24 protein-coding genes are annotated in these 24,457 nt (G+C 62.5%); 7 read left to right on the top strand and 17 right to left on the bottom strand.

Annotation, left to right across the window (positions count from 1 at the left end; genetic code table 11):
• Positions 1-7: 7 nt before the first annotated feature.
• From MOD31_RS18180 to MOD31_RS18140, 9 genes are all read right to left on the bottom strand, one after another.
• Entirely contained in the window at positions 8-979 is a 972-nt protein-coding gene (locus tag MOD31_RS18180) for a carbohydrate ABC transporter permease (RefSeq protein ID WP_250821287.1), read from the bottom strand.
• The gene (locus MOD31_RS18175; RefSeq protein ID WP_165450211.1) at positions 976-1,956 is read right to left on the bottom strand and encodes a sugar ABC transporter permease; all 981 of its coding nucleotides are present in this window, start codon (positions 1,954-1,956) and stop codon (positions 976-978) included. Before MOD31_RS18175 ends, MOD31_RS18180 begins: the two co-directional genes overlap by 4 nt.
• A gap of 153 nt (positions 1,957-2,109) precedes the next feature.
• On the bottom strand, positions 2,110-4,035 hold the full coding sequence (locus MOD31_RS18170) for a polysaccharide lyase family protein (protein ID WP_250821286.1): 1,926 nt from the start codon (positions 4,033-4,035) through the stop codon (positions 2,110-2,112).
• A gap of 257 nt (positions 4,036-4,292) precedes the next feature.
• Complete coding sequence (locus MOD31_RS18165; protein WP_142939928.1) at positions 4,293-4,445, bottom strand: glycine zipper domain-containing protein; 153 nt, start codon at positions 4,443-4,445, stop codon at positions 4,293-4,295.
• Positions 4,446-4,458: 13 nt separating this feature from the next.
• Positions 4,459-5,544, bottom strand: a complete 1,086-nt coding sequence (locus tag MOD31_RS18160; protein ID WP_250821285.1) for a YihY/virulence factor BrkB family protein — start codon at positions 5,542-5,544, stop codon at positions 4,459-4,461.
• The gene (locus MOD31_RS18155) at positions 5,471-6,148 is read right to left on the bottom strand and encodes a 2'-5' RNA ligase family protein (protein WP_166841463.1); all 678 of its coding nucleotides are present in this window, start codon (positions 6,146-6,148) and stop codon (positions 5,471-5,473) included. Before MOD31_RS18155 ends, MOD31_RS18160 begins: the two co-directional genes overlap by 74 nt.
• Positions 6,149-6,152: 4 nt before the next feature.
• The gene (gene trpS / locus MOD31_RS18150; RefSeq protein WP_250821284.1) at positions 6,153-7,277 is read right to left on the bottom strand and encodes a tryptophan--tRNA ligase; all 1,125 of its coding nucleotides are present in this window, start codon (positions 7,275-7,277) and stop codon (positions 6,153-6,155) included.
• A gap of 20 nt (positions 7,278-7,297) precedes the next feature.
• Positions 7,298-8,131 (bottom strand): exodeoxyribonuclease III, encoded by an 834-nt coding sequence (locus MOD31_RS18145; RefSeq protein WP_142939932.1) that lies wholly within the window; start codon positions 8,129-8,131, stop codon positions 7,298-7,300.
• A gap of 10 nt (positions 8,132-8,141) precedes the next feature.
• Positions 8,142-8,708, bottom strand: coding sequence for a hypothetical protein (locus tag MOD31_RS18140; RefSeq protein ID WP_142939933.1), 567 nt, complete (start codon positions 8,706-8,708; stop codon positions 8,142-8,144).
• 130 nt (positions 8,709-8,838) lie between these two features.
• Here MOD31_RS18140 and MOD31_RS18135 point away from each other — a divergent pair, with 130 nt between their 5' ends.
• Together MOD31_RS18135 and MOD31_RS18130 are read left to right on the top strand one after the other, a co-directional pair.
• Complete coding sequence (locus tag MOD31_RS18135; protein WP_142939934.1) at positions 8,839-9,288, top strand: pyridoxamine 5'-phosphate oxidase family protein; 450 nt, start codon at positions 8,839-8,841, stop codon at positions 9,286-9,288.
• 52 nt (positions 9,289-9,340) lie between these two features.
• Positions 9,341-9,829 carry a pyridoxamine 5'-phosphate oxidase family protein gene (locus tag MOD31_RS18130; RefSeq protein WP_250821283.1) on the top strand — a complete coding sequence of 163 codons (489 nt, stop codon included), beginning with the start codon at positions 9,341-9,343 and terminating at the stop codon, positions 9,827-9,829.
• A 5-nt stretch (positions 9,830-9,834) separates the two neighbouring features.
• On the opposite strand, the gene MOD31_RS18125 is transcribed toward MOD31_RS18130, so the two are convergent.
• The 5 genes from MOD31_RS18125 to glyA form a co-directional block, all read right to left on the bottom strand.
• Complete coding sequence (locus tag MOD31_RS18125) at positions 9,835-10,668, bottom strand: ABC transporter permease (RefSeq protein ID WP_142939936.1); 834 nt, start codon at positions 10,666-10,668, stop codon at positions 9,835-9,837.
• Entirely contained in the window at positions 10,665-11,504 is an 840-nt protein-coding gene (locus tag MOD31_RS18120) for an ABC transporter permease (RefSeq protein ID WP_187697261.1), read from the bottom strand. The genes MOD31_RS18125 and MOD31_RS18120 overlap by 4 nt, the downstream gene beginning before the upstream one ends.
• A gap of 16 nt (positions 11,505-11,520) precedes the next feature.
• Positions 11,521-12,450, bottom strand: a complete 930-nt coding sequence (locus MOD31_RS18115; protein ID WP_250821282.1) for an ABC transporter ATP-binding protein — start codon at positions 12,448-12,450, stop codon at positions 11,521-11,523.
• A gap of 158 nt (positions 12,451-12,608) precedes the next feature.
• Positions 12,609-13,502 (bottom strand): bifunctional methylenetetrahydrofolate dehydrogenase/methenyltetrahydrofolate cyclohydrolase, encoded by an 894-nt coding sequence (locus MOD31_RS18110; protein WP_250821281.1) that lies wholly within the window; start codon positions 13,500-13,502, stop codon positions 12,609-12,611.
• 149 nt (positions 13,503-13,651) lie between these two features.
• A complete protein-coding gene (gene glyA, locus MOD31_RS18105; protein WP_142939938.1) occupies positions 13,652-14,947 on the bottom strand; it encodes a serine hydroxymethyltransferase in 1,296 nt (431 codons plus the stop codon).
• 237 nt (positions 14,948-15,184) lie between these two features.
• Between glyA and purU the strand changes: the two genes are divergently transcribed.
• From purU to MOD31_RS18090, 3 genes are all read left to right on the top strand, one after another.
• The gene (purU, locus tag MOD31_RS18100; protein WP_223942057.1) at positions 15,185-16,036 is read left to right on the top strand and encodes a formyltetrahydrofolate deformylase; all 852 of its coding nucleotides are present in this window, start codon (positions 15,185-15,187) and stop codon (positions 16,034-16,036) included.
• A gap of 21 nt (positions 16,037-16,057) precedes the next feature.
• A complete protein-coding gene (locus MOD31_RS18095) occupies positions 16,058-16,723 on the top strand; it encodes a class I SAM-dependent methyltransferase (protein WP_250821280.1) in 666 nt (221 codons plus the stop codon).
• Between the two features lie 82 nt (positions 16,724-16,805).
• Complete coding sequence (locus MOD31_RS18090) at positions 16,806-17,324, top strand: gamma carbonic anhydrase family protein (RefSeq protein ID WP_250821279.1); 519 nt, start codon at positions 16,806-16,808, stop codon at positions 17,322-17,324.
• Between the two features lie 75 nt (positions 17,325-17,399).
• On the opposite strand, the gene MOD31_RS18085 is transcribed toward MOD31_RS18090, so the two are convergent.
• Complete coding sequence (locus MOD31_RS18085) at positions 17,400-19,100, bottom strand: NAD(P)/FAD-dependent oxidoreductase (protein ID WP_250821278.1); 1,701 nt, start codon at positions 19,098-19,100, stop codon at positions 17,400-17,402.
• Positions 19,097-20,527 (bottom strand): amino acid permease, encoded by a 1,431-nt coding sequence (locus MOD31_RS18080; RefSeq protein ID WP_250821307.1) that lies wholly within the window; start codon positions 20,525-20,527, stop codon positions 19,097-19,099. The genes MOD31_RS18085 and MOD31_RS18080 overlap by 4 nt, the downstream gene beginning before the upstream one ends.
• Before the next feature lie 194 nt (positions 20,528-20,721).
• Between MOD31_RS18080 and alr the strand changes: the two genes are divergently transcribed.
• Entirely contained in the window at positions 20,722-21,954 is a 1,233-nt protein-coding gene (gene alr / locus MOD31_RS18075; RefSeq protein ID WP_250821277.1) for an alanine racemase, read from the top strand.
• A complete protein-coding gene (locus MOD31_RS18070; protein WP_250821276.1) occupies positions 21,944-23,560 on the top strand; it encodes a PucR family transcriptional regulator in 1,617 nt (538 codons plus the stop codon). The genes alr and MOD31_RS18070 overlap by 11 nt, the downstream gene beginning before the upstream one ends.
• On the opposite strand, the gene MOD31_RS18065 is transcribed toward MOD31_RS18070, so the two are convergent.
• Positions 23,557-24,396: a carbon-nitrogen hydrolase family protein gene (locus MOD31_RS18065; RefSeq protein WP_223942052.1), complete on the bottom strand. Its 840-nt coding sequence runs from the start codon at positions 24,394-24,396 to the stop codon at positions 23,557-23,559. The genes MOD31_RS18070 and MOD31_RS18065 overlap by 4 nt on opposite strands.
• Between the last annotated feature and the right edge of the window lie 61 nt (positions 24,397-24,457).

Genomic DNA, 24,457 nt, shown 5'->3' with positions numbered 1-24,457 from the left:
GACCTTTCTAACCTTTGACGGCGCCGGTGAGGACGCCCTTGGCGAAGTGCTTTTGGAGGAAGGGAAAGACAATGAGGATCGGGACAAGCGAGAGGACCAGGATGGCCATTTGGATGGAGGGCTGCGGTGGCATGCTCTCCATGACCCCGCTCAGGTCTCCTTGATCCAGTTGCGCGTTGTTGACCACGTAGGTTCGCAGCACCAGTTGGAGCGGCCATTTGGCACTGTCATTGAGATACAGCAGGGCATTGAAGAAGGCGTTCCAGTAGCTGACTGCATAGAAGAGGCCGATCACGGCGAGCACTGCTTTGGAAAGTGGCAGGCAGATCCGGCTGAAGATCTGCCACTCCCCTGCGCCGTCGATCCTCGCCGATTCCAGCAGCTCTGAAGGGATCTGACTGAAGAACGCACGGATCACGATCACGTTGAAGCCGCTCACCATGGACGGAACGATCAGGGCCCACAGGGAGTCGATGAGGCCCACTTCCTTGACCACCAGATAGGAGGGAATCATGCCCGGGGAGAACAGCAGGCTGAAGAGCACTAACAGCAGCATGGTCTTCATCCCGAAGGCCCCGGGCCGCGCCAGGGCGTATCCGAGCAGGCTTGTCACCAGGAGGGATAACAACGTCCCGGCGATGGTGACAAAACCAGAGACGGCCAAGGCCTGGGTGACCACGCCGCCGGACAGGATGGACTGGTAGGCGCCGAAGTTCAGGGTGTCGGGCAGGATCACGAACCCGCCGTTGCGGGTCACGTGTTCGGGACTGGAGATGCTGGTGGACAGGATTCCAAGGAAGGGAAGCACGACGGCGGTACACGCCACTGTGAGGAGCACACCTTTGAACGCACGCATCATCAGCCCTGGCGGCTCGACTCCGTTAACGGTCCTGCGTTTCCTGCGCTCGGCGGGTATCCCCCTTTCGGCAACGCTGGTTCCGGACGTGCTTTGACGAGTGGCGTCCTGGGTGGTGGTCATGCTTTGTACACTCCGTTCTCGCCGAAAGCGTGGGCGATCTTGTTGGCTGCCAGGACAAGGACCACGCCGATGAGTCCTTTGACCAGTCCGACGGCTGTGGAGACACCCCAACTGCCTCCGACGATTCCGTTGTTGTAGACGTAGGTGTCCAGCACCTCTGAGGCCTGGACGCCCACGGCGGCCTGCTGCAGGATGATCTGTTCGAATCCCACACTGAGCGAGTCACCGAGCTTCAGGATGAGGAGCAGGATGATGATGCCCCGCAAGCCGGGGAGCGTTATGTGCCATAGCTGGCGCCATCGTCCTGCACCGTCCACCGCGGTGGCTTCGTACAGTGACGAATCGATCTGGGACAGTGCAGCCAGGAACAGAATGGTTCCCCAGCCGGTGTCCTTCCAGATCACCTGTGACGTCAGGAGTGCGAAGAAGGTATCCGGGTTGCCCAGGATGTCCAGGGCAGCCCAACCATTGGATCTGAGGAAGTTGTTGACCATTCCCGAGCCACCGAACATCTGCTGGAAGATGGCCACCACGATCACCCACGAGAGGAAATGGGGAAGGTACAGGATGGACTGGACGAGTCTCTTCACCCGCTCTGAAAGCAGGCTGTTGAGGAGAAGCGCCAGGACGATGGGCACCGGAAAGACGAAGACCGTCTGGATCAAGGTCAGGACCAACGTGTTCCGGAGTGCGTTCAGGAAATCGGGATCGCCATTGAACAGCACCTGGAAATTCTCCAGGCCGGTCCACATCGACTCCCAGATGCCCAGGAACGGCTGGTAGTCCTTGAAGGCTATGACATTGCCCAGGAGGGCAACGTAGTGGAACAGCAGCAGAAGGATCATTCCGGGTAAGGCGAACGCCAAGAGCATCCGGTCCCGCCACATCCGCTGCCACCAAGGCTGTTTCCGACGCCCTTCCGGCGCTTGGGCCACAGCCGGCGATCCGGGCGGTTTCCTGCTGGTTTCGATCGTCATGCAACACCTTTCACGGGCTCGTTGGCTGGGAAGGCGAGCAGTTGTTGATACGTTTCAGAAATGGTGTGACCGGAGCGGACACCAGCGTCGGCAAGTTCCCAGCAACCCCGACGCGGCCGGTAAGGAGCCCTGCCCGTGCCCGCTCCGGAGCTTTTAGTCCAGCTCGAGCCTGATGGCGTCGTAGGCGGCCTGATTGACGGCCACCGGGTCCGCCCCCTCGTTGATGGTGAACGTCACCGTATTGACTCCACGCTTGAGCAAAGCGGCGTCAAAGCGGAACTCACGGGAGTAGTTCCGCCCGGCATGGGAGCTGCGGTACGTGGCGCCCTTGGCATCGGATGGCTGAAATTCCCACACGAAGGGTTGCCCATTGATCCGGATGGTGAGGTTGGTGGTCACATTCGGAACAGGAACAGCGGACCCCATGGCCCACGCAGCCAAGGCCACCGTCAGCGTGGCCTGCTGCCCTTTCCGTGAGGCTTTTTCCGCGTCGAAGGTATCAAGGGTGAACGACACCGACCACGGAGCCTGCGTTTTTCCGTCCAGGACCTGGTGCTGGATGTAACCCCAGTCCTCAGTGCCGCTTTCGCCCACCACATAGTGCACACCGTCCGGGAAGTCGCCGGCGAAGAAGGTGAAGGCATCATAGCGCCGGGATTCCTGGCCCCGCCGGAATTCAGCCGACGTCCTGTCCGGGGTGCCGAGCTGCCATACGGTCCTGCCGTGGGCAACGGGCTTCCACACCATGTTGGCGAGCCTGACGACACCCTGGTCCACCACAACGTCGTCGATGACGTGCTCACCCCAGACTCCGGGCTTGACCACGGTCACGCGGTAGATGCCGGGACGGACATTCTTGAGCTCGAAAGACCCGTTGCGATCCACCTCGGCCCAGTACTGGAAGCCTTCGGTGGTGTCCTGTGCCGGCACCCGGTTATCCGACAGGATCACCAGCGCGCCCTCCATGCTCTTTTGCCCTGGCACCTTTGCCTTGCCGGACACTGTGACGCGGGCAGCGGTAGGAACCCATCCTTCCAGCGCCACCCGATCATAGAATGCGGCATGTTTGTCGAAGCGGGCATACGAGACCGCTTCTTCGCGCATGCGCTGCGGATCGCTTCCCCGGGTGAGCAGGACGAAGTATGGTCCGTAGGTTTTCGCCCAGTCGCCGTAGGTGTCCACGGGCATGGCCCCGAAGTGCGTGGCATGCGGCTCTACGAGCAACACGGGCGCTTCAGTGGTTTGATGCAGGGTGAGATCCTGCCGGAACGGACCACCGTTGAAGGACTCGCGGTTGGGCGTGACGGACCAGATTCCGTAGCCATTACCGTACAAGCCGTGCACCGAGTGATCCTTCATGGAAACAGCCCAGTCGTACTTGGTGTAGTACCGGCGGGCATAGGCGCTTCGGGTTCCCGCCAGATCATGCGTGGCGTCCATGACCATCGGACCGGCCTGGAGGTCCTGCGGTGTGGGCATCCGCGCCGCGTCAGCTCGCCACGGCTGGCCAAAGGTGTCCTCCTCCACGCTGGCGTGCGTGAAAATCTCCGGGTCCACCCATGCGACGAAGCGGTGTTGTTCCAGATGCACCCCCGCGTGCTTGGAACTGTGCGAGAAGCGGGGCGCCAGATGGAATCCTGGCTCTCCTGAGCGGAAGATGAAGTTCCATTGCCGCGCATAGGGACCCGAAGCCGAGGCATTGAGGACAGCCGATACCACCACAAAGTCCTGCTCCTGGCGCACGGCGAAAGTGGTTCCCGGCGTGTAGTCGCCACCGGGCGCCCCCAGGACGCTGGCTACCTGATCGAACCGGCCGCGACCGGTGGTGCCGAGCAGTTCCTGCCCGTCCAGCTTCAGGGAGACGAGGCGGGCGTTGCTGGCTTTGTCGAAAACGGCTTGGACACGGCCGTTATCCACGGTGATCTGGGCGGAGTTCTCGGTGAATGACGGGGCCGGGCCACTGGAGGGAGCCTCCTCAGCGGCTACGGCTACGGCTGGCGTTTGCACTGTAGCGACGGCGGCCAGTGCCAGTGCGGTTCCTGCGGCGCTGAAGGCGTGGAATTCCCTGCGGGAGATCATCGTCGATCCTTTCGAAGGCGGAGGGGTCAACAACATTCATCCACCGCATGACAAGACCGTCAAGATCTTTGACACGTTTCAGGATGCACTGAGAAACCGGTTTCCGCAGAATGACGCGTAAAAACTGACATCGGATGTTTAATTCTCTATCTCACGATGTGAGACGAAAAGCGTTGCCTGAAGGAAAATGGGAGCGCTTACATCCGATCAATTGGTCCTCAAGGTGACTCGCAGCTCCCTCATGGACGGAGGGGACTTCAGTTTTTCCGGGGACCCATCGACGCCCCGACGAGTGCGCCAAGCCCCACCCCGATGAGGATGCCCAGAAAGGGTGACTTGAACACCAACTGGCCAACGATGAGTCCGGCCGCGGCTCCGAGGAGGCAAGCGATCCACAGTGGGTTGTTCATGGCGGCCTCCAGATCAGGTGCGGGGCGCTACTCGACGCGAGCCGAGGACTTTCTTGTGCGGGGAACCCCCCGACTCCGTGTCAGCCTCGCGGATTGCTGACCATGACGCCGAGACGAGATACACCTGGCTCACAAGGTTGAACCAGATGAGCAGGCCGATGATGATGGCAAACGACGCCAGCACCGGATTGTTTCCGGAACGTGCCAGAAGTTCGGTGCTGAAGAACTGCAGGACCGTGGTGCCGACACCCGCCAGCACCACGCCCTCCAGGAACGCGCGGCGCCCCAGCTTCAGGCCACCGGCAATCCTGAACAGCACGGCCGCCGTCGCGCAGTTCAGCAAGAGCGGAACCACAATCTTCACGGTGGCCGCTATGGGCTCGGTGACGCCCTCGTCCAGGTTGAGCAAAGCGATGAACCAGTCGGCCGCCGTACCAAAGACGAGCGAGACGCCTGCGCTGATGACAAGGATGACGCCGAGGAGCAGCAAGGTGCTGGCATCAATGAGTTTTTGAAGGATGGGGTTGCGTACCAAAGGGTCAGCTTCCATGACCCCCCGGAGCCCTTCCCTGATGCTGGCGATCCAGCCCAGGGAGACGAATATCGTCACAACCGCTGCGATGAGGGCCGTCCATCCAAGTCCGGACGGGTTGAGCAAGGATTGTGGATCCACCAGTCCTTCGCCGCCGTCCACCTGCAGGAGTCCGGGGGCAGCCGCTGCAACACTGTCGATGACGGCGTCCTGCAGGGCAGGGTTGCCACCCAACACGATCCCTGCGATGGCGAAGCCGGTGGTGAGCAAACCAGTCACGGAGAAGAACATGTTGAAGCCGATACCGGCCGCCAGGAGTGGCCCGTGCTGGCGCGTGTAGTGCTGAAAGGAGCGCAGGGCACGGATCGTGTTAAGCCTGGCGAGGACGAGCGCAAAGAATGCGCCGGCTTTCTTTGGCAGTCCCCCGCCCGTGCGCTTCGCAGAGCCCCATTCCTGCCTCTTGCGGAGAAGCTGGAGTTTGAGTTTTGCCAGCTCAGTGGGCAGCGGAGGAACGTCCGCCTCTGTGGCTTGGATCCGTTTGTTGTTCCTCGTCAGTATCGCCGCCAAAGTCGAGCTCTTCCCGTAGCTGCCAAATTCCATTGGTGTCGTGCTCGTAAAGTCCCATGCTAACCACAGGGAAGGTCGCGCGGTAATCTCTGAGAACCGTTTCGGCCTCGTCAAGGTTTTCCTGGGCAACATCGTGAGCCACAGTGACGTGCGGGTGGTACGGGAAAGGGAGCATCCGTTCAAGCGGACCGCTTTGAAGTTTCTCGTGCAATTGCACGCACTCTTCAAAGCCTTCTTCCACGTTAACGAACACCACCGGCGAGATGGGACGGAAAGAACCCGTGCCGGAAATGGTGATGTTGAACGGCTCCTGAGTCCGCGCAACTTCCCTGACGTGTTCGCGGGTAGCGGCCCAGTCCTGGGTGGGTGTGGTGGTGATCAGGGTAATGTGCGCAGGAATGACCTCTGCCATCGGATCGCCGAAAGAGGCCCTCCATTCCTGGAGTTCACGGGCGATCTCGGGCGGGAACCCCAGGATGACACCGACGCACATGGTGTCACCGGTGCCGCAATCGGTCCCGGTAGCAGCGGGCTGGCGGGAGTCGTCCGGACCGGCACCCTGACGGGTGCCGGTGGTGACATTGAGCTGGCCAGCGGAGCACATGGGCTTAGCGGACTCCCTGGATTCCGTGGGAGGCCTGGCCGCGGTACGGCAGGAATCCGACCTTGGAGTAGACGTCCGCGAGGGTTGCGGCAGCGATTTCACGGGCCTTGTCCGCGCCGAGGGCCAGGAGCCGATCCAGTTCCGCAGGATCAGCCAGGAGTTCGTTGGCACGCTCCCGGATGGGCGCCAGGTGACCGGAGACGAGTTCAGCCAGGTCGACCTTCAGGTGTCCGTACATCTTGCCCTGGTAGTCCGCCACGATCTTTTCCACCGGTGTGCCGCTGATGGCTGAGTAGATGGTCAGCAGATTGGAAACGCCCGGCTTGTTCTCGCGGTCGTACCGGATCTCCGTCTCGGTGTCCGTGACGGCTGACTTGATGCGCTTGGCGACGGTCTTGGGATCGTCCAGGAGGTTGATCAGACCGGCCGGCGACTCCGCAGACTTGGACATCTTGGCGTTGGGATTCTGGAGATCGTAGATCTTGGCCGATTCCTTCTGGATGAAGGCCTCGGGCACTTGGAATGTCTCGCCGAAGCGGCTGTTGAAGCGGTTGGCAAGGTCCCGGCTGAGCTCAACGTGCTGACGCTGGTCCTCGCCCACCGGAACACCGTGCGGCTGGTAGAGGAGGATGTCTGCAGCCTGCAGGATGGGGTAGGTAAACAGGCCAACACTGGCGTGGTCCGAACCCTGCTTCTGGGCCTTGTCCTTGAACTGGGTCATGCGGGCGGCTTCACCCATGCCCGTGATGCAGTTCAGGACCCACGCCAGCTGGGCGTGCTCGGGAACCTGGGACTGGACGAAGAGGGTGCACTTATCCACGTCCACGCCACCGGCGATGTACTGGGCTGCGGTGACCCGGGTGCGCCGGGCGAGTTCTGCAGGGTCCTGCGGCACTGTGATGGCGTGCAGGTCAGGAATGAAGTAGACGGCGTCGTACTCTTCCTGCATCCGGACCCAGTTGACCAGGGCGCCGAGGTAGTTGCCAAGGTGCAGGGAGTCGGCGGAAGGCTGCATACCGGACAGGACCCGGTGCTTGGCGCCCACGGGGAGCTTGGTGGACGTTACGGGCTGCGGTTGGGCCGCAGCATCAGCCGATGCGCCGGTTTCAGTCGTGGTGGAACTAGTCATGGAGCAATACCTTAGGAAGCTTAGAGCCGGTAGTCGACTACCAGCGGTGCGTGGTCAGAGAAGCGGGTGTCCCACGAAGGCGCCCGGTCAACCACAGCCGAGAAGGCGGCTGCCGCGAGGTCCGGTGTGGCCAAGTGGTAGTCGATGCGCCAGCCCGTGTCAGTGTCAAAGGCCTTACCGCGCTGGGACCACCAGGTGTAGGGGCCGGCGACATTTCCTGCCAGGCCCCTGTGGACATCCCTCCATCCGATTTCTTCGCCGAGGAAGCGGTCAAAGTAGGCACGCTCCTCCGGGAGGAAGCCGGCACGTTTGACGTTGCCCTTCCAGTTCTTGATATCGAGTTCAGTGTGCCCGACGTTGAGGTCGCCAACAACCAAAGCATGGTCACTGTGTTTGGCGAGCTCAGGCAGTCGAACGGTCATGGCATCCAGGAAACGGAATTTGTCGTCCTGTTTAGGGGTTCCCACTTCACCGGAGTGCACATAGGCGCTGACAACGGAGAGAGTGGTGAACTCACCGGCAGCATTTTGCACGGTGTAGTCGGCTTCAACCCAGCGCCCGGACGTATCGAAGTAGTCGTCGCCAACGCCAATGCGGGTAGCGGTTGGCTCCTCACGGGATGCGATGGCCACGCCGGCACGGCCCTTGGCTTCGGCTTCGGTGTGGAGGATGTGCCACCCTTCACCGATGAGTTTCCTGACGATGTCATCAGGCGCCCGGACTTCCTGCAGGCAGAGAATGTCTACCTCGCGCGGCTCCAGCCATTCCGCCATGCCATTCTTGTAGGCAGCCCGGAGGCCATTGACGTTTACTGATGCGATGCGAAGGAAGTCCTTCTTCAATGCCGTACTCACCCGGTCCACTCTAGTCGATGATGGTGCCGGCCACGGGCTCGTCCGAGCCGCCGGAAGACTTGATCATGTCCCGCGCATTCGTCGCCGTAATGGCAATGGTTTCCAGCGCACGGTTGATGGTGTCCTGGTCCGCTGTTGCGCCCTTGGCCCGTTCCTCATCCACCACGCGGACCTGCACCTGGACAATCTTGAACGAATGGTCCAGTTTGAGGTCCCGGACCTCATCAGCTTTGCTGCGTTCGGCAACAACGCGCGTGCCTCCACTGTCAGCAGCGGACGACGACGGCGCGCGGCCGGCTGCGGCATTGAACGCATTTTGCGCTTCGGTCAACTTGGCACCGGCCCGCTGCGCGGCCTTGCGAATACTCACCACCACAAACGTTGCCAAAGCCAGCCAGCCGAAAGCGATGACAGCAACAACCCAGCCCACCACGTCATTCTGGTTGGCCGCGAAGATGACGGCCACCAGGAAGGCAATGATGACAACTGTCATCCCCAGGCCACCGATGCGGAAGCCCTTGAAGATGCCTTTGCCGGCGGGAGACGTGGACGGGTGCGGGTCACCGAGAGATTGCATGTACCCATTGTCTCAAATGAGCAACGGTGCCCTGTCCGCTTCCACGGACGGCGAACAAGGGCTCCAAGGGCCACCAAACGCTGCGGGCGCCCCTCTATGGCTATGCCCTTCCTCTGGGTATGCTCGCCTCATGAGCACCGTTGAAGATCGCCCAGATGTACAAATCCTCAAGGTTCACGAGTGCTGGAGGCTGCTGCGTTCCTCGTCGTTGGGGCGCTTGGCTTTGACCACCGGGGACGGCCCCGAGATCTTTCCGGTCAACTATTTTCCGGAGGACGGCACTCTCATCCTCCGTACCGCTCCTGGGACAAAGATGGATGCATTGTTGGGCAATGAGCCTGTGGCTTTGGAAGCGGACGGCTTCAACGCCTATGGAACCATCGCGTGGAGCGTGATAGCCAAGGGGCTTGCGGAAGCGATTCCCGCGGATGACCCCAGCCAGCAAAGTGCGGCCCACGAGCTCACGCCCTGGGAGCCCGGGACCAAGGATCACCTTTTCCGCATCACACCAACAGTGTTGTCAGGGCGGCGTTTTGTCATCAACGATTCACAACGATGGTGGCCTGCCCGGGAACCGTAAGAATGTGCCTCGCGCCAGTCCATACTTCAGCGACCGTACATGAGAGGAAACCATGACAGATTCCACGGAAACCACCGGTTCTCCCCAGCACCAAGGCGACCCGACCTTGGCATTCGATGACTGCTGGGACTTGCTGGCGGCTGCAACCATCGGCCGCATTGGCTTGGTGGTGGATGACCACCCGGAGATCTTCCCTGTAAATTACGTGCTGTTTCAAAGGCATCTCGTATTCCGCAGCAGCCCTGGCAGGAAGCTGTGGGGAGCATTGGCTTCCCGGCCGGGGGTTCTGGAAATCGATGGGTACGATGCCCCCAGCGGGGAAGCATGGAGCGTGGTTGCCCGGGGCGAAACGGAGCTCATGACAGACCCCGACGAGATCGCACAGGTGAACGCATTGGGTCTTGAACCCTGGCAACCCGGAGCCAAGGACAACTACATCCGGCTGGCGCCCCGGGCTTTGACGGGACGAAGGTTCAAAGTCAACGCACCGCATGTGTGGAAGACCAGGACCAACGACCCCCGGCGGGCCTCGTTCGAATAAGGTCCTCACTTGAGGAACAGCTGGCGCAGCCTTCCCGTGGTCAGCATGATGCCGAGGGCGATCATCACCACGTAATACCCCACATGAATGGCCGTGGCCGGGCTGAACGAGCCCACGCTGATCTGCCGCAGCAGCTCCACTCCGTGCCACAGGGGCATGGCCTGAATGAACCACTGGATGACCTGCGGGTACACGCTGAGCGGGTAAAAGGTGGCACTGAAAAGGAACATGGGCAGCAGGAAGAAGTTGATCCAGTCCATCTGCTGGAAGGTCTTCATGAAGCTGGTGATACCCATCCCGAAGCTCGCGAAGCCGAAGGCGATCAACACCGAGGCTGGAATGACCAGGATGGCCCACCAGGTGGTAATCAGTCCCATCACTCCCATGACAGCGGTGAATCCCGTGGCGTACAACAGCCCCCGAAGGAGGGCCAGGAAAATCTCGCCGATCGCCACGTCAAGTGGCCCCAAGGAGGTGTAGAGCATCCCTTGGTACAGCTTGGCGAAGTTCATCTTGAAGAAGACATTCCACGTCGAGTCATAAATGGCCCCATTCATGGCGGAGACGGCCAACAGTGCCGGGGCAATGTAGGCGGCGTAGCTGATTTCCTCACCACCTGGGCCCTGAACCGTTCCCACAATCGAGCCCATGCCCACACCCATGGCAAGCAGGAACAGCACAGGTTCGAAGAATCCGGAGACCATCACCAGCCACGTACTGCTCTTGGCCGCCATGAGCCCACGACCCACAACAGCCTTCGCATTGCGCGAGTACAGCGAACCGAACTTACGTTCGCGGGCAAGGTCGGTGGCGCTGTGGCCACCTGTCAGGACACTCATGAACCCATCCTTTTCACAAACTGGCGGCGCACCAGAACCCAGCCCACCGTTGCCGTCGCCACCAGGTACACCACGTGGGTGATGGTCAACAGCGGGTTCTGGTCCATCCCGTAGGTGAATACCCTGCCCAGCTCAGTTCCATGCCATACCGGTGAAATCCAGCCGATCCAGCGGACCGCTACCGGCAGGGAATCCAGCGGAAAGAATGTCCCCGAGAACAGGAACAGCGGCATCACGATGAAGCGCTGCACCAAAGCGAACTGCCCTTTGTCCTGTTTGATGCTGGCCGCATAAGCCATGAGCGGGAGCCCGAAGGACAACGCCGCCACCGTGGCCACGATGGCTGCCACCCAACCCCATGGGCTGGGTGAAGCCCCAAACAGTGCCACCACCACGAAGTAGACCACCGACTGCAGCAGGAACCTCACCGTGCTGGCCATGATGTGGCCGCTGGCAATCTGCTGCGGAATCAGTGGCGAGGCATGTGGACCGTAGAACACGCGGCGCCATTTGAAGCCATCCATGATGGGGTAGGAAAATTCTCCGGACGCGGTCATCACTGCCGCTGAGACCAATAGGGCCGGAGCCACGAATTCCAGGTAGCTGACGCCACCGAACGCTGCCTCGCTGTTGGCATCCACCAAGCTGGCGAGACCGACTCCCATGGCGAAGAGGTACGCCACCGGCTGGCCCACGCTATACAGGACGACGGACCAGCCGTAGTTCCGCATGACACGGAGGACCTGCTCCGCGTAGAAGAACGAACCCCAGCGTCGCGCCCTGGCAGCCGAAACCTCAGGTGAGTGGGCTCGCAAGGGACGCTCCGCCGTCGTGATCGGTTTGTCGGTGCCGCTAGTCAACAAGGCTCCTCCCCGTCAGCCGCAGGAACACGTCCTCCAGCGACGAGCGGCGCACCAACGATGTCATTGGCCGCAGCCCACGCGCAGTGACCTGCTCCAGCGCGGCCTCGCCGTCATGCGCGTAGATAAGTACGCGGTCAGGCAGCGTCTCCAGCCGCTCACCGATGCCGTGAAGTTCGACGCCGATTGTCGCGTTCCGCTCGGACCCGAACCTAAGCTCCAGTACTTCGCGCGACGAGTGTTCACGGATGAGGTTGGCCGGGGAGCCTTCGGCCATGATGCGGCCTTTGTCCACCACAATCAGGCGGTCGCACAGTTGCTCGGCCTCATCCATGTAATGCGTAGTGAGGATGAGCGTCACACCACTTTCCTTGAGCCGGAACAGCCGGTCCCAGAGGATGTGGCGGGCTTGGGGATCCAGGCCGGTGGTGGGCTCATCCAGCAGGAGGATCCGTGGCTCGTTGATGAGGGAACGGGCGATGGTGAGGCGGCGCTTCATGCCACCGGAGAGGGCGTCCACCTTGGAATTGGCTTTGTCCGTCAGCTGCGCGAATTCCAGGAGCTCGTCCGCTTTGGGCCGCAGGTAGCTCAGGGGCAGGCCGAAGTATCGCCCGTAGACGATCAGGTTTTCGCGGACTTTGAGTTCTTCATCCAGATTGTCCTGCTGCGGTACGACGCCCAGGTGCGCCCTCACTTCAGGGCCGTGGGAGTCGGGGTCCAGGCCCATGATGGTGAGCGATCCTGAGGTGCGCTGGGAGACGCCGCCGATCATTTTCATGGTGGTGGACTTGCCCGCGCCGTTGGGGCCCAGCAGCCCGAAGGACTCCCCCGCCGGTACGTCGAAGGAGATGTTGTCCACGGCGGTGAGGTCACCGTAAGCCTTGGTGAGATTCCGCGCGCTGATGACGGTGGGTCGGTTCATGTCGAAGCTGACTTGCGACGATTCTGACGGTGTTGGCGACGGTGTAGGAGAGCGGGTTGCTTCATTGTGCACCCTCAGCAGACTAGTAGCACCCACTGACATGTGAAAGGGCTCTTGCAGATATTTTGCAAGAGCCCTCTCATTTAGAACGTATGAATTTAGGCGATGCCAGCCTGACGCTCAGCGCTCTCCACAACATTCGCGAGCAGCATGGCGCGGGTCATCGGACCTACGCCGCCCGGGTTCGGGGACAGCCAAGCAGCGACGTCGGCAGCTGCCGGGTCCACATCTCCGGTGACAACCGCCTTGCCGTTGCCATCGTCCACGCGGCTGACGCCGACGTCGAGCACTACTGCGCCCGGCTTGAGGTCTTCAGCCTTGATCATGTGCGGCACTCCGGCGGCGGCAATCACGACGTCGGCCTGCTTGAGTTCCGCGGGCAGGTCCACCGTGCCGGTGTGGGCCAGGATCACCGTGGCGTTGACTTCCTTGCGGGTCAGCAGCAGACCGATGGGGCGGCCGATGGTGACGCCGCGGCCAACCACCAGGACACGCTTGCCCTTGAGTTCGATGTTGTGGCGCCGCAGCAACTCCACACAGCCCTTGGGCGTGCAGGGCAGCGGAGACTTCATCTCGCCGTTCACATTGGCCACCAGGCGGCCAAGGTTCATGGGGTGCAGTCCGTCGGCGTCCTTTTCCGGGTCCATGGCTTCCAGGATGACGTCCTGGTCAATGTGCTTGGGAAGGGGCAACTGGACGATGTAGCCGGTGCATTCCGGGTTGTCGTTGAGCTCACGGACAACCTCCAGGAGGTCCTCCTGGGAGATGTCTTCGGGGAGGTCTCGGCGGATGGACTGGATGCCAACCTCGGCGCAGTCCTTGTGCTTGCCGCCGACGTACCAGGTGCTGCCGGGGTCCGAGCCCACCAGGATGGTGCCCAGGCCGGGGACGATTCCCTTGGCGGCCAGGACGGAAACGCGAGTGGTCAGTTCTGCCTTGATGGCTGCGGCGGTGGCCTTGCCATCGAGGATCTGTGCGGTGGACTGTGTCATTCCATCTGCTCTTTCTGGTGGGTGACCGGTGTGGGGAAGCCTCATAGGTGGCTCATGCCAACGGGACCCGCCGCCGTAGGTGTGGCGGCGGATCCCGTCGGCTCCGGTTCAATGACCGGGTATTGCTTGTTGATCCGCGGGAGCGTGGGTTACCACTGCTCGTGCTGCGGGTACAGCGGGAAGTCAGCGGCCAGTTTGTCGACGCGGGCCTGGAGGCTTTCGACGTCGGCTGAGGAACCTGCCTTGAGCGCCGTAGCGATGATCTCGGCAACCTCGGTGAACTCGGTTGCACCGAATCCGCGGGTAGCCAGGGCAGGGGTGCCGATGCGGAGGCCGGAGGTGACCATCGGCGGGCGGGGGTCGAACGGAACAGCGTTGCGGTTCACGGTGATGCCCACCGAGTGCAGGAGGTCTTCTGCCTGCTGACCGTCCAGCTGCGAGTTGCGCAGGTCCACCAGGACCAGGTGAACGTCGGTACCGCCGGTGAGGACAGAGACGCCGGCCTCGGCAACATCGGACTGGTTCAGGCGGTCAGCGATGATCCTGGCACCTTCGAGGACACGCTCCTGGCGCTCCTTGAACTCTTCGCCGCCGGCGATCTTGAAAGCAACAGCCTTGGCGGCGATCACGTGCATGAGCGGCCCGCCCTGCTGGCCGGGGAAGACGCTGGAGTTGAGCTTCTTGGCCCACTCCTGCTTGCCAAGGATCACACCGGAACGGGGGCCGGCCAGGGTCTTGTGGACCGTGGAGGTGACGACGTCGGAGTACGGCACCGGGTTGGGGTGCAGTCCTGCTGCAACCAGGCCGGCAAAGTGCGCCATGTCCGTCCAGAGGAGCGCGCCGACTTCGTCAGCGATGGAGCGGAAGGCAGCGAAGTCCAGCTGGCGGGGGTATGCGGACCAACCGGCAATGATGACCTGCGGCTTCTCGGCAATGGCCTGCTCGCGCAGCTTGTCCATGTCGATCCGGAAGTTGTCCTCCTCAACCTGGTAGGCAGCTACGTTGTAGAGCTTGCCGGAGAAGTTGAGCTTCATGCCGTGGGTCAGGTGTCCACCGTGTGCAAGGGACAGGCCCAGGATCTTGTCGCCCGGGGTGATCATCGCGGACAGCGCAGCAGCGTTTGCCTGCGCACCGGAGTGCGGCTGGACGTTCGCGTACTCGGCGCCGAAGAGTTCCTTGACGCGGTCGATCGCAAGCTGCTCGGCGACGTCGACGTACTCACAACCGCCGTAGTAGCGGCGGCCCGGGTAGCCCTCGGCGTACTTGTTGGTCAGGACGGAGCCCTGGGCTTCCATGACGGCGCGGGGAGCGAAGTTCTCCGATGCGATCATTTCCAGGGTGCCGCGCTGGCGGCCAAGTTCCTGGTTGAGGACTGCTGCAATCTCGGGATCGAGATCGGCGAGCGACTGGTTGCTGACAGACGCGGAAGTGGTTGTGGTAGTCACGGAATTCTCCTGGCTAGGCAACGGGTGGTGCTACAGGTCAGGCTACCGGCAGCAGCATTCCCGCGTCCCCTTTTTTGACGGAGGGATCGGTCACGTGCGTGCAGCGGTAAGACATGACCCTCGGCCCAGGCGTACGATCCGTGGTCTTCATGATTGCCGCTCCCTGGTGGTAGTCCACCCAACGCCAGTTGCGACCCGTTAACAGTACAACAACGCGGCACAGGTAGGCTTGATCGTGTGACTGACTCCACCGCTTTCGTTGTAACACTCTCCTGCCCCGACCGCCCCGGCATCGTCCATGCCGTCGCGGGAGCATTGCTTGAGGCCGGCTGCAATATTGCCGACTCCCAGCAGTACGGAAGCCCCAGCACCGGCAACTTTTTCATGCGCGTGGAGGCAACGACGTCGAACTCCCAAGCGGAACTGACGGCCGCACTGAAGCCGGTGGCCGAATCCTTCGGAATGACCTGGCAGATCAACCCTGTTGGCGAAAAGGTCCGCACCATCATCCTGTGCTCCAAAGACGCACACTGCCTCAACGATCTGTTGTTCCAGCAGCGCACCGGCACCTTGCCTATTGACGTTCCGGCCATCGTGTCCAATCACCGTGACCTTGAGCCGTTGGCAGAGTTCTACGGCATCCCGTTCCACCACATTCCGGTGACCCCCGAAACCAAGCCACAGGCCGAGGCTCAGCTGCTGAAACTGATCGCCGAACACGATGCTGAACTCACCGTCCTGGCACGCTACATGCAGGTGCTCTCCAACGATCTGTGCACGGAACTGAACGGTAAGGCCATCAATATCCACCACTCGTTCCTCCCCTCATTCAAGGGCGCCAAGCCGTACCACCAAGCCCATGCGCGCGGCGTGAAGATCATCGGTGCGACGGCCCACTATGTGACCGCAGACCTCGACGAGGGTCCGATCATCGAGCAGGAAGTCATCCGCGTTGACCACGCCCGCACGGCCGCCCAGTTCGTCCAGATGGGCCGCGATGTGGAGGGCCGCACGCTGGCTCAGGCGGTCCAGTGGCACGCCGAACACCGGGTTCTCCTGGACGGCACCCGCACCGTGGTGTTCAACTAACACCGCTCCTATGCTGGGTGTATGCGGGGCATCCATGACGCCGACCACGAGGCTGACCTGGCTGTCTTCTACGACCGGCAGGCGCCCGTCCGGAATACCCGCGCGCTGACCCCTCACAGGGTTGACTCCCGGGAGTGGTTCATTCGTCTCTTGAAGGCCGAGCACCGGCACTCGGTGTTCGAGTTGGGCTGCGGAACCGGTGTAGAGGGTGTGGAGTTTGTCCGCGCCGGGCTGCATTACACCGGAGTTGACCTGTCCCCGGCGAGTATTCGTCTTGCCCGCTCCCACGGTCTTGACGTGTCGGTTGCCAGTGGGCGGGACCTGCCCTTTGCCTCTTCCGTTTTCCCGGCGGCATGGTCCATGAGCACCCTGCTTCATGTGCCCAACACCCGGATACACGACGTCGTCCGTGAACTTGTGCGGGTCACCGCACCTGGTGCGCCGATCGCCGTCGGACTCTGGTCAGGGGAGGATTGCGAGGTCCTGAACCCCGAGGACTTGGAGGAACCGCGGCGTTTCTTCAGCCGCCGTAGCGACGAAACCGTGCAGCGGATTTTTGGCGAACACGGCGCGGTGGAGCACTTCCGGACCTGGCCCGAGGGCGCGGGCGCAGAGTCCGGTCCCGGCGCAGGCCAGTGGAATCAGCACTACCAGTTCCTGGTCCTCCGCACCCCCTCACCCAACTAGCTCGCAGCTGAGCGCGTTTTGAGCCCTCATAACGCGCTCTGCTGCGACTCAGTTGGGTGCGGGGGTGACTTAGGCTGGCTTTATGGCTCCCTCATACACTTTCGCCGGGGACACTCCGGCCATCCATGAATCCGCCTTCGTGGCGCCCACCGCATCCATCATCGGCAAGGCCACGTTGGCCCAGGACTCCAGCGCCTTCTATGGCGTCTCCGTCCGCGCAGATACATCTGCGATCAGTGTGGGCGCGGGGTCCAACCTGCAGGACAACGTAGTCCTGCATGCCGACCCCGGTTTTCCCTGCACAGTCGGCGAGCGCGTTTCTGTAGGGCACAGCGCGGTGGTCCATGGGTGCACTGTGGAGGACGACTGCCTGATCGGCATGAGTGCAACCATCCTCAACGGCGCGGTGATCGGATCAGGCTCGCTCATTGCTGCCGGGGCGGTGGTTCTGGAAGGCACAGTCATTCCCCCGCGATCCCTAGTGGCAGGCGTGCCCGCGAAGGTCCGCCGGGAGCTGACTGATGAAGAGTTCGAGGGCGTGAAGCACAACGCCGCGCACTACAAGGAGCTCGCTGCTGCGCACCGGGACATGCACGCCTAAAGTCGAAATGCGGGGCCCGCTCTGCGCACTAACCCGGGGGTTTAGTGTGCAGAGCGGGCCCCGCAACGTAAGAGACTAGTCCAGGGAGATGGGGCCGAGCTCGTCCAGCAGGTCTCCCGGTCCGGGGTTGCCGGCAGCGGACGTGCCACCGAGGTGGTTCACCACTCCCCACACGGCGTTAAGGCCAGTGGTCACGGCGCCCTCTGCCCAGCCCGCGGTAAAGGACACGTCGTCGCCAGCGAGGAAGATGCCGCGCTGGTGCTCCGGCAGCTGGTCCTGCTTGAAGTGGGTGAAGAGCCTCTGCTGGTACCGGTAGTGGCCGGGCAGGTTTGCCTTGAAGGCGCCCATGAAGTTGGGGTCGGCTTCCCAAGACACGGTGATCGGCTGCCCCACAATGTGGCTGGCAATGTCCACGCCCGGGTAGATCTGCTCCAGCGAGTGCAGCATGAGCTTCACGCGTTCCTCGGCGCTCAGGGCCAACCACTTCAGGGCGTCATCATTCCATGTGTAGGACAGGAGCATCACGGCGGGCTTGTCCGGGCCGTCGTCGAGCAAATACGTCGCCCGGTTGAGGCGGTCGGTGAGCGTCATGGACAGGACTTCGCGGCCCGTTTCCGGGTCGATGTCCTTCCAGAACGGCCGGTCCACCATGACGAATGTCTTGGAAGACTGCATGTAGTGCGAGCGCTCGATCGCCGTCCACAGTTCTGCAGGGAACAGCGCTTCCTCGGTGTGGATGCGTGTGGACAGCAGCCAGGACTGGCAGGTGGTCACTACGGCCTGGTACGTGGCCTCGCGCCCCCAATTTTCGCGAACCAGGAGGTCTCCGTTATCCGCCCGGCGGATGTTGTCCACGGCTCCGCGCGGCGAACCGGAGTGCAGGGATGCCAGCGAGGTGCCTTCCGGCCAGTATCTAAGGCCCGACGGCGCGTGGTTCCAGAGTGCCTCGGGGAGCCTTTGCGCCCCTCCCGCGATGGAGCGGTGCTGGTCGTCGGCGTCGGTGTACACGACGCGGAGGATTTCGAGGATGGAGTTGGGGAAGTCGGTGTCCCAACCACCGGTGCCGAAGCCCACTTGCCCGAACGCCTCGCGGTGCGCAAAGCCGGCTTCCTTGAAGGACTTGCTGGCGGCAATGAAGCCATAGAAGGTCTGCTCATCCAACTCTGGAAGGAGTGCGTTCCACAGTTCCTTGATCCGCTTGGTGTCGCGGGCCTTGATGGCTTCCTGCATTTCGGCGAAGGCCGCGCCATCGTTCACGGCTGCCTTCCAGGCGTCGGCCACTTCGAGGAAGAACTCCGGCAGCTCATCAGCCGTGGTGGCGTAGTGCTTCTTGCCCGCGAGTTCAATCACGGTGGAAGAAGTTGCCGGCGCCATGGGATTAGGGAACTCGTTGGTATCCAGGCCCAGCAGGTCCACGTAGTGGTAGAAAGCCTTGCCGGACACCGGGAAGCGCATGCCGCCAAGGTCGGCCACAACACCGGGAGCAGACGGGAAGCTGGCAGTCCGCAGACGTCCACCGATCTGGTCGGCCTCGTAGATGACCGGCTTGAGGCCAAGCTTCATGAGTTCGTACGCGGTCACTAGGCCGGACAGTCCGGCGCCGATGATGGCCACTTCCGTTCCGTACAGCTCTTCGGGGACTGAGCCCAACCCGTCGGGGTGTGCCAGGTAATGGTCGTAGCTGAACGGGAAGTCCGGGTTCAACATGGTGATGGGGGCAGCGGCGGCCTCACCCGAAGTGACCTCGGCGAGAGGGAGTTCTGTGGCAATGGTCATGAGTTGTCTGCTTTCACAGGTTCCGGGCTCACGGCCCTGGTGGTTAGATCACGGTAGTCCTGCTCGCTGAGCGCGGCTACCTTGGAGTTTCGGCGTCCATAGCCGAAGTAGATGGCGATGCCCACGAGCATCCAGACCCCGAAGGTGATCCACGTGTCGGCGCCGAGGTTGAGCATCAGATACGCACACATCAGCGTGCCCAGGATCGGTGTGATCGGGTACAGCGGAACCCGGAAGCTCCGCTCAAGATCGGGGCGGTTGCGGCGCAGGTAGATGACGGCCACATTGACCAGGGCGAAGGCAAAGAGCGTGCCGATGCTGGTGGCGTCCGCCAGCGCACCAAGCGGCACCAGGCCTGCGGTGAGGGCGACGGCGGTACCTATGATCAGCGTGCCGGCCACCGGGGTGCCGGTTCGGCGGGAAACGCGGCCAAAGATTTTGGGCACCATTCCGTCGCGGGACATGGAGAGCATGATGCGCGTTTGGCCGTAAAGCACCGTAAGTACGATGCTTGCGATCGCCAGCACAGCGCCGACAGAGAAGACCAAGGCGATCCAGGGCTGGCCGGTGATCTCGTGAAGGATCTGTACCAAGGCAGCTTCGGTACCGTCGAACCAGTTCCAGGGGCGGGCGCCGATGGCTGCTACAGCAACCAGGACGTAGATGCTGGTGACGATCACCATGGAAAGCATGATGGCCCGGGGCAGGTCACGCTTAGGGTTCCGGGCTTCCTCACCAGCTGTGGAGGCGGCGTCAAACCCGATGTAGGAGAAGAAGACGCTGGACGCTGCGGCGGAAACACCGGCAGCACCCATGGGCAGCAGCGGCTCGAAGTTGCCTGCGTTGAAAGCGGTGAAGGCGACGGCGCAGAAGAAGATCAGGATGCCCACCTTGATGATGACAACGGCGGTGTTGATCCATGCGCTCTCGCGGGCGCCCCGGACCAGCAGAACCATGGCCAGGACTACGATCACCATGGCCGGTACGTTCACCAAGCCCCCGTCTCCTGGCGGCTGGCTCATGGCATCGGGCAGGACCTGGCCGAACGCGGCAAGGGTCTCGTTCACGTATTGCCCGGCGCCAACAGCAACGGCCGCCACAGAAACGGCGTATTCCAGCACAAGGCACCAACCGCAGATCCAGGCCATGCCTTCGCCCATGGTGGCGTAGGAGTAGGAGTAGGACGAGCCTGCCACCGGAACCAGCCCGGCCATTTCGGCATAAGACACGGCGGAGAGCAGCGCAGCCACACCGGCGATCACGAAGGAAATCCAGATGGCAGGTCCTGCCAGCGGCACGGACTCGCCAAGGATCACCAGAATGCCGGTGCCCAGCGTGGCACCAACGCTGATCATGGTCAGCTGGAGAACTCCGAAGCTGCGGACCAGCGGTGTTCCGCCCTCGCCGCTTCCAGCCTCGCTGACCATCTGTCCGATCGGCTTGCGGCGCAGGAGCTGCGCACCCAGGCTCGGCCTGGCAGTGCTTGCCGCTGCCAGGTTTTTAGTGTTCACAGGCACAGTCACCCTTGACGTCCCTTCAAAGTAGTTTCGATTTCCCCTCCACAAGACTGGCATGTGAGCCACCTCTCACCGTGGTGCAAAATGACCTATAGTGTTCAACCATGAGACGTAATGCACACTATCAAGAGGCGGCTCCGGCGGCTTTGTCCGGACAGGTCAACGTTGACCTGACCGCCATTTCAGAGAATGTCAGAGCCCTGAAAAAGCGCAGCAAAGCGCCGTATTTCATGGCCGTGGTCAAGGGCAACGCCTACGGCCACGGACTAGTTGAAGTAGCACGAACAGCAATAGACGCAGGCGCGGACTGGCTCGGGACAGCCCAGCTCAGCGAGGCCATAACGCTGAGGCAGGCAGGCATCACAGTGCCTATACTCTCCTGGCTGTATCTGGCATCCCAGACAAGCGCCACCATCCTTGAAGCACTGGAAAACGACATCGATGTCTCCCTCGGAAGCGTCAGCCAACTGGAGGCGCTCGCAGGTATCGCCCAACGCCTGGGCCGCCCCGCCGTCGTTCATCTGGAACTGGACAGCGGCCTGAGCCGCGGCGGTGCACGCAAGGAGGATTGGCCTGAACTCGTGGCGCAGGCCCGGCAGGCTGAGCTCGACGGCAACCTTTCCGTACGCGGCCTGTGGACGCACTTGGCCTGGGCCGATGTTCCTGCGCACCCGGGAAATGCCACGGCGGTAGCCGAGTTTGAGGACGCCGTCCGCCAGGCACACGAAGCCGGCCTTAGCCCCGAACTCCGGCACGTCTCCAGCTCCGCGAACATCCTGGACCGCCCCGAATTCCATTTCGACATGGTCCGCGCCGGGCTGGCCATCTACGGACTCGCTCCGGCCGACCACCTGAACCCGGCCGATTTCGGCTTGCGTCCGGCACTGAGCGTGACGGCGCCCCTGGTGATGGTCAAGAAGGTCCCCGCCGGAACCGGCGTTAGCTACGAGCACCAAGCGATCACCTACGAACCGCGGTACCTCGGGCTCATTCCGCTCGGTTACGCGGACGGCATCCCCAAGGGCATCAGCGGCCGTTCGGTGGTGAACATTGCGGGCCGACGGGTGCCGGTCATCGGCAAAGTGTGCATGGACCAGTTCATGGTGGATCTTGGCCCGGACGCTTTGGGAATCGGCGTGGGTGACACCGCGGTGTTGTTTGGCGATCCGGCAGACGGGGCGGCGAGCGCCGACGATTGGGGTGCCGCGATCGGCAGCCACGGCGACGAGATCATCAACAGGATCGCGCCCCGGCTCCCCCGCGCTTACGCAACTACCGCTTACCAGTGCCCCGACTACCAGGAGCCGGCCACCGCCGGGCAGGGCGATGTCGCCTGAGCCCGCCACCGCCCGCCTCAGTTTCGTCACGCTCGAACAGTTTCTGGAGCAGCTGCCGCCGGAGTTGACAATGCTTCACGACGGCGGCAGCGGCGCCTCGCTGTTGCGGTGGGTGGAACCGAGTGAGCTCGAAGACCCCACACCGTACCTGCCGGAGGGTGAGTTCCTCCTTACCGCCGGGTTGCCTTTCCTTGGGGAGGGCGGCTCGGCGGCCAAGGTGGATGCCTATGTCCAGCGGCTGGTGGAAGCCAAGGTTGCGGCGCTGGGGTTCGGTGTCAGGCCGTATTTCGACGCCGTCCCGGACGTCTTGCTCGACGCCTGCCGGAAGCACAACCTCACCCTGTTCGAAGTACCGGAGTCCGTGCCGTTCGCGGCTATCGGCCTCGAATTCTCACAACTCTTGGAGACCGACAACGCCAGGGTTTTCCGGCAGCTGGCAGAGACCAACCGGCAACTCATGCGGGCGGTCCTCTCCCCCAGGCCGGAACACGAACTGCTGGCCGCCTTGGTGCAGAGGGTGCCCGTGTGGGCTGTTCTGGTGGGCGCTGACGGGCGGGTCCGGGCGCGCGGGCATAATGCCGGCGGCAGCAACGGCGTCGAACATTCATTGCTCTCCCCCATGTTGGAGCGGTTGCTGTCCGGCAGCGGTCCGCGGGTGGAGATGGACGGTTTTGAGCAGCCAGGTTCGGCACTGGTGTTCGGGCATCCGCTGCGCAGCACCAAGGACGCCAACCTGGGCGCACTGATTCTCGGCTCGGATGGGCCGCTGACGCCCGCCCAGAACAACGTGGTGCAGTCGGCCGTTGGGCTGTTGGAGCTGCTGTTTCGGCAAAGGACCAGTGGCTCGCTGGCCCCAAGTCAACTGGCTACCGCGGTCCTGCTGCATCCTGACTCGCTGGCCTCCGGCTCAACCAAGCACGTCAACGGTCTCAAGGACTTACTGGCTCAGAGCATATCCTCCACCAGGTCCGGGCAACTGAGGGTGGTCCTGGGCATCAGGGTGGACGGCGCCGCGGACGACGGGCCTGTTCGTGAGCTGCTGCAATGGCGCAGGCTTTTCGACACCAAACTGGTGGAGATCACCGACTACGGCTTCGCTGCGATCACGCGCTTCAAGGTGGACGATTCGCTGGTATCCGATGTGGAGAAACTCGGCTGGCGGCTGGTGATTGGCGAAGCGACCGAACTTCTCGGGCTCCAGGCAGCCTACAAACGTGCGGACTCCCTGCGCAGCCGTGTGGTGACAACCGGCAAGAGCGCACGTGTTGACGAGGTGACTTGGTCCGTCGCCGGACTTTTGGGGCGCGAAGCCGGGACCCTCCTGGCCGAACGACTATTGGCGCCCATACTCGCATTGGAAGCGGATCGGCGGGACCCACTGTTGACGGTGCTGCGGGGTTGGCTCAGTGAAAACGGCAGTTGGGACGGTTCTGCCAAGCTGCTGGGATTGCACAGGAACAGTGTGCGGCGGCAGATCGGCGTGCTGGGGGAACTTCTGGACATGGACCTCAATCAGGCGCAAGTGCGGGCCGAGCTCTGGTTCGCCCTGCAGTATGTGGACGAGTTGGTGGCGGCGCTTCCTGTTGATGCCGGCAGCACCAACTAGTGCTCCCACTCCTTATACAGTTCCGGCCGGCGTTCGCGCAGGTACGGGACCTCATCGCGAGCTGCCTTGACTGAATCTGTACCCACCTCGGCGAACAGCAGGGCGGCCGACTCCCCCGCCGCCGCCAGCAAGGAACCGTCCGGACCTGCCACCACACTGCCGCCCAGGAAGTTGTACACGTCCTCATGGCCGGAGTGGTTGGCGTAGGCCACGTTCAGCTGGCTTTCCAGCGCACGGGCGCGGATGAGCACTTGCGGAACGTTGTCGAATCCGGCAGAAAGGGCTGTTGGCACCAGGAGGAGTTCGGCGCCGCGGGTGGCCGCCGCGCGGACTGCCTCAGGGAACTCGACGTCGTAGCAGATCAGCATGGAGGTGCGGATCCCGTTGAAATCCACGACGGCGGGAGGTTCTTGGGCGGCCACGAACGCCTTGTGCTCCTCCGGGCCAAAGAGGTGAACCTTTGCGTAGTTGAGGACTTCGTTGCCTGTGGCGTCCAGCAAAGTAGCCGTGATGTTCCAAGCGCCTTCAGCGCGAGGGGGCTGTGCGCCGTCGTCGTGACCTGGTGCATCCTGAGCCGGGGCCGGAAGGCTGTAGACCAAGCCAATGTTGTGCCTGCGGGCGATGCCGGCCAAACGTTCACGTATGCCCGGAAGCGTGGCAGGGTCCAACTCGGCGTGCAGACGCAGAGGGGCATATCCCACGGGGAACAACTCTGGAGTCAAGAGCAACCCGGCCCCCGCGTGGGCGGCGCGCTGCGCGGCGTCGTCGATTGTGCGCAGGTTCGCCTCAACGTCCATGACGGAAGCGTTCGCCTGCAGGACTGAGAGCAGCATCATTACCACCTTGGTTTCGCCTGTTCCCGGCTACCTCACACAGGCCCGGGGTTTCTTCTTCAAG

The sequence above is a fragment of the Paenarthrobacter sp. TYUT067 genome (genome assembly GCF_023656375.1).
In the GTDB taxonomy this organism is placed as follows: Bacteria; Actinomycetota; Actinomycetes; order Actinomycetales; family Micrococcaceae; genus Arthrobacter.
The sequence above is the reverse complement of the archived record's forward strand: the minus strand, read 5'-3'. Positions and strand labels throughout refer to the sequence as shown.

Excerpts from the sequence above, each read along its gene's own strand:
- MOD31_RS18180 (WP_250821287.1), bottom strand. The coding sequence starts at position 979 with ATGACCACCACCCAGGACGCCACTCGTCAAAGCACGTCCGGAACCAGC.
- MOD31_RS18175 (WP_165450211.1), bottom strand. The coding sequence starts at position 1,956 with ATGACGATCGAAACCAGCAGGAAACCGCCCGGATCGCCGGCTGTGGCC.
- MOD31_RS18170 (WP_250821286.1), bottom strand. The coding sequence starts at position 4,035 with ATGATCTCCCGCAGGGAATTCCACGCCTTCAGCGCCGCAGGAACCGCA.
- MOD31_RS18165 (WP_142939928.1), bottom strand. The coding sequence starts at position 4,445 with ATGAACAACCCACTGTGGATCGCTTGCCTCCTCGGAGCCGCGGCCGGA.
- MOD31_RS18155 (WP_166841463.1), bottom strand. The coding sequence starts at position 6,148 with ATGTGCTCCGCTGGCCAGCTCAATGTCACCACCGGCACCCGTCAGGGT.
- trpS (WP_250821284.1), bottom strand. The coding sequence starts at position 7,277 with ATGACTAGTTCCACCACGACTGAAACCGGCGCATCGGCTGATGCTGCG.
- MOD31_RS18140 (WP_142939933.1), bottom strand. The coding sequence starts at position 8,708 with ATGCAATCTCTCGGTGACCCGCACCCGTCCACGTCTCCCGCCGGCAAA.
- MOD31_RS18135 (WP_142939934.1), top strand. The coding sequence starts at position 8,839 with ATGAGCACCGTTGAAGATCGCCCAGATGTACAAATCCTCAAGGTTCAC.
- MOD31_RS18130 (WP_250821283.1), top strand. The coding sequence starts at position 9,341 with ATGACAGATTCCACGGAAACCACCGGTTCTCCCCAGCACCAAGGCGAC.
- MOD31_RS18125 (WP_142939936.1), bottom strand. The coding sequence starts at position 10,668 with ATGAGTGTCCTGACAGGTGGCCACAGCGCCACCGACCTTGCCCGCGAA.
- MOD31_RS18115 (WP_250821282.1), bottom strand. The coding sequence starts at position 12,450 with ATGAACCGACCCACCGTCATCAGCGCGCGGAATCTCACCAAGGCTTAC.
- MOD31_RS18110 (WP_250821281.1), bottom strand. The coding sequence starts at position 13,502 with ATGACACAGTCCACCGCACAGATCCTCGATGGCAAGGCCACCGCCGCA.
- MOD31_RS18095 (WP_250821280.1), top strand. The coding sequence starts at position 16,058 with ATGCGGGGCATCCATGACGCCGACCACGAGGCTGACCTGGCTGTCTTC.
- MOD31_RS18090 (WP_250821279.1), top strand. The coding sequence starts at position 16,806 with ATGGCTCCCTCATACACTTTCGCCGGGGACACTCCGGCCATCCATGAA.
- MOD31_RS18085 (WP_250821278.1), bottom strand. The coding sequence starts at position 19,100 with ATGACCATTGCCACAGAACTCCCTCTCGCCGAGGTCACTTCGGGTGAG.
- MOD31_RS18080 (WP_250821307.1), bottom strand. The coding sequence starts at position 20,527 with ATGGTCAGCGAGGCTGGAAGCGGCGAGGGCGGAACACCGCTGGTCCGC.
- alr (WP_250821277.1), top strand. The coding sequence starts at position 20,722 with ATGAGACGTAATGCACACTATCAAGAGGCGGCTCCGGCGGCTTTGTCC.
- MOD31_RS18070 (WP_250821276.1), top strand. The coding sequence starts at position 21,944 with ATGTCGCCTGAGCCCGCCACCGCCCGCCTCAGTTTCGTCACGCTCGAA.
- MOD31_RS18065 (WP_223942052.1), bottom strand. The coding sequence starts at position 24,396 with ATGATGCTGCTCTCAGTCCTGCAGGCGAACGCTTCCGTCATGGACGTT.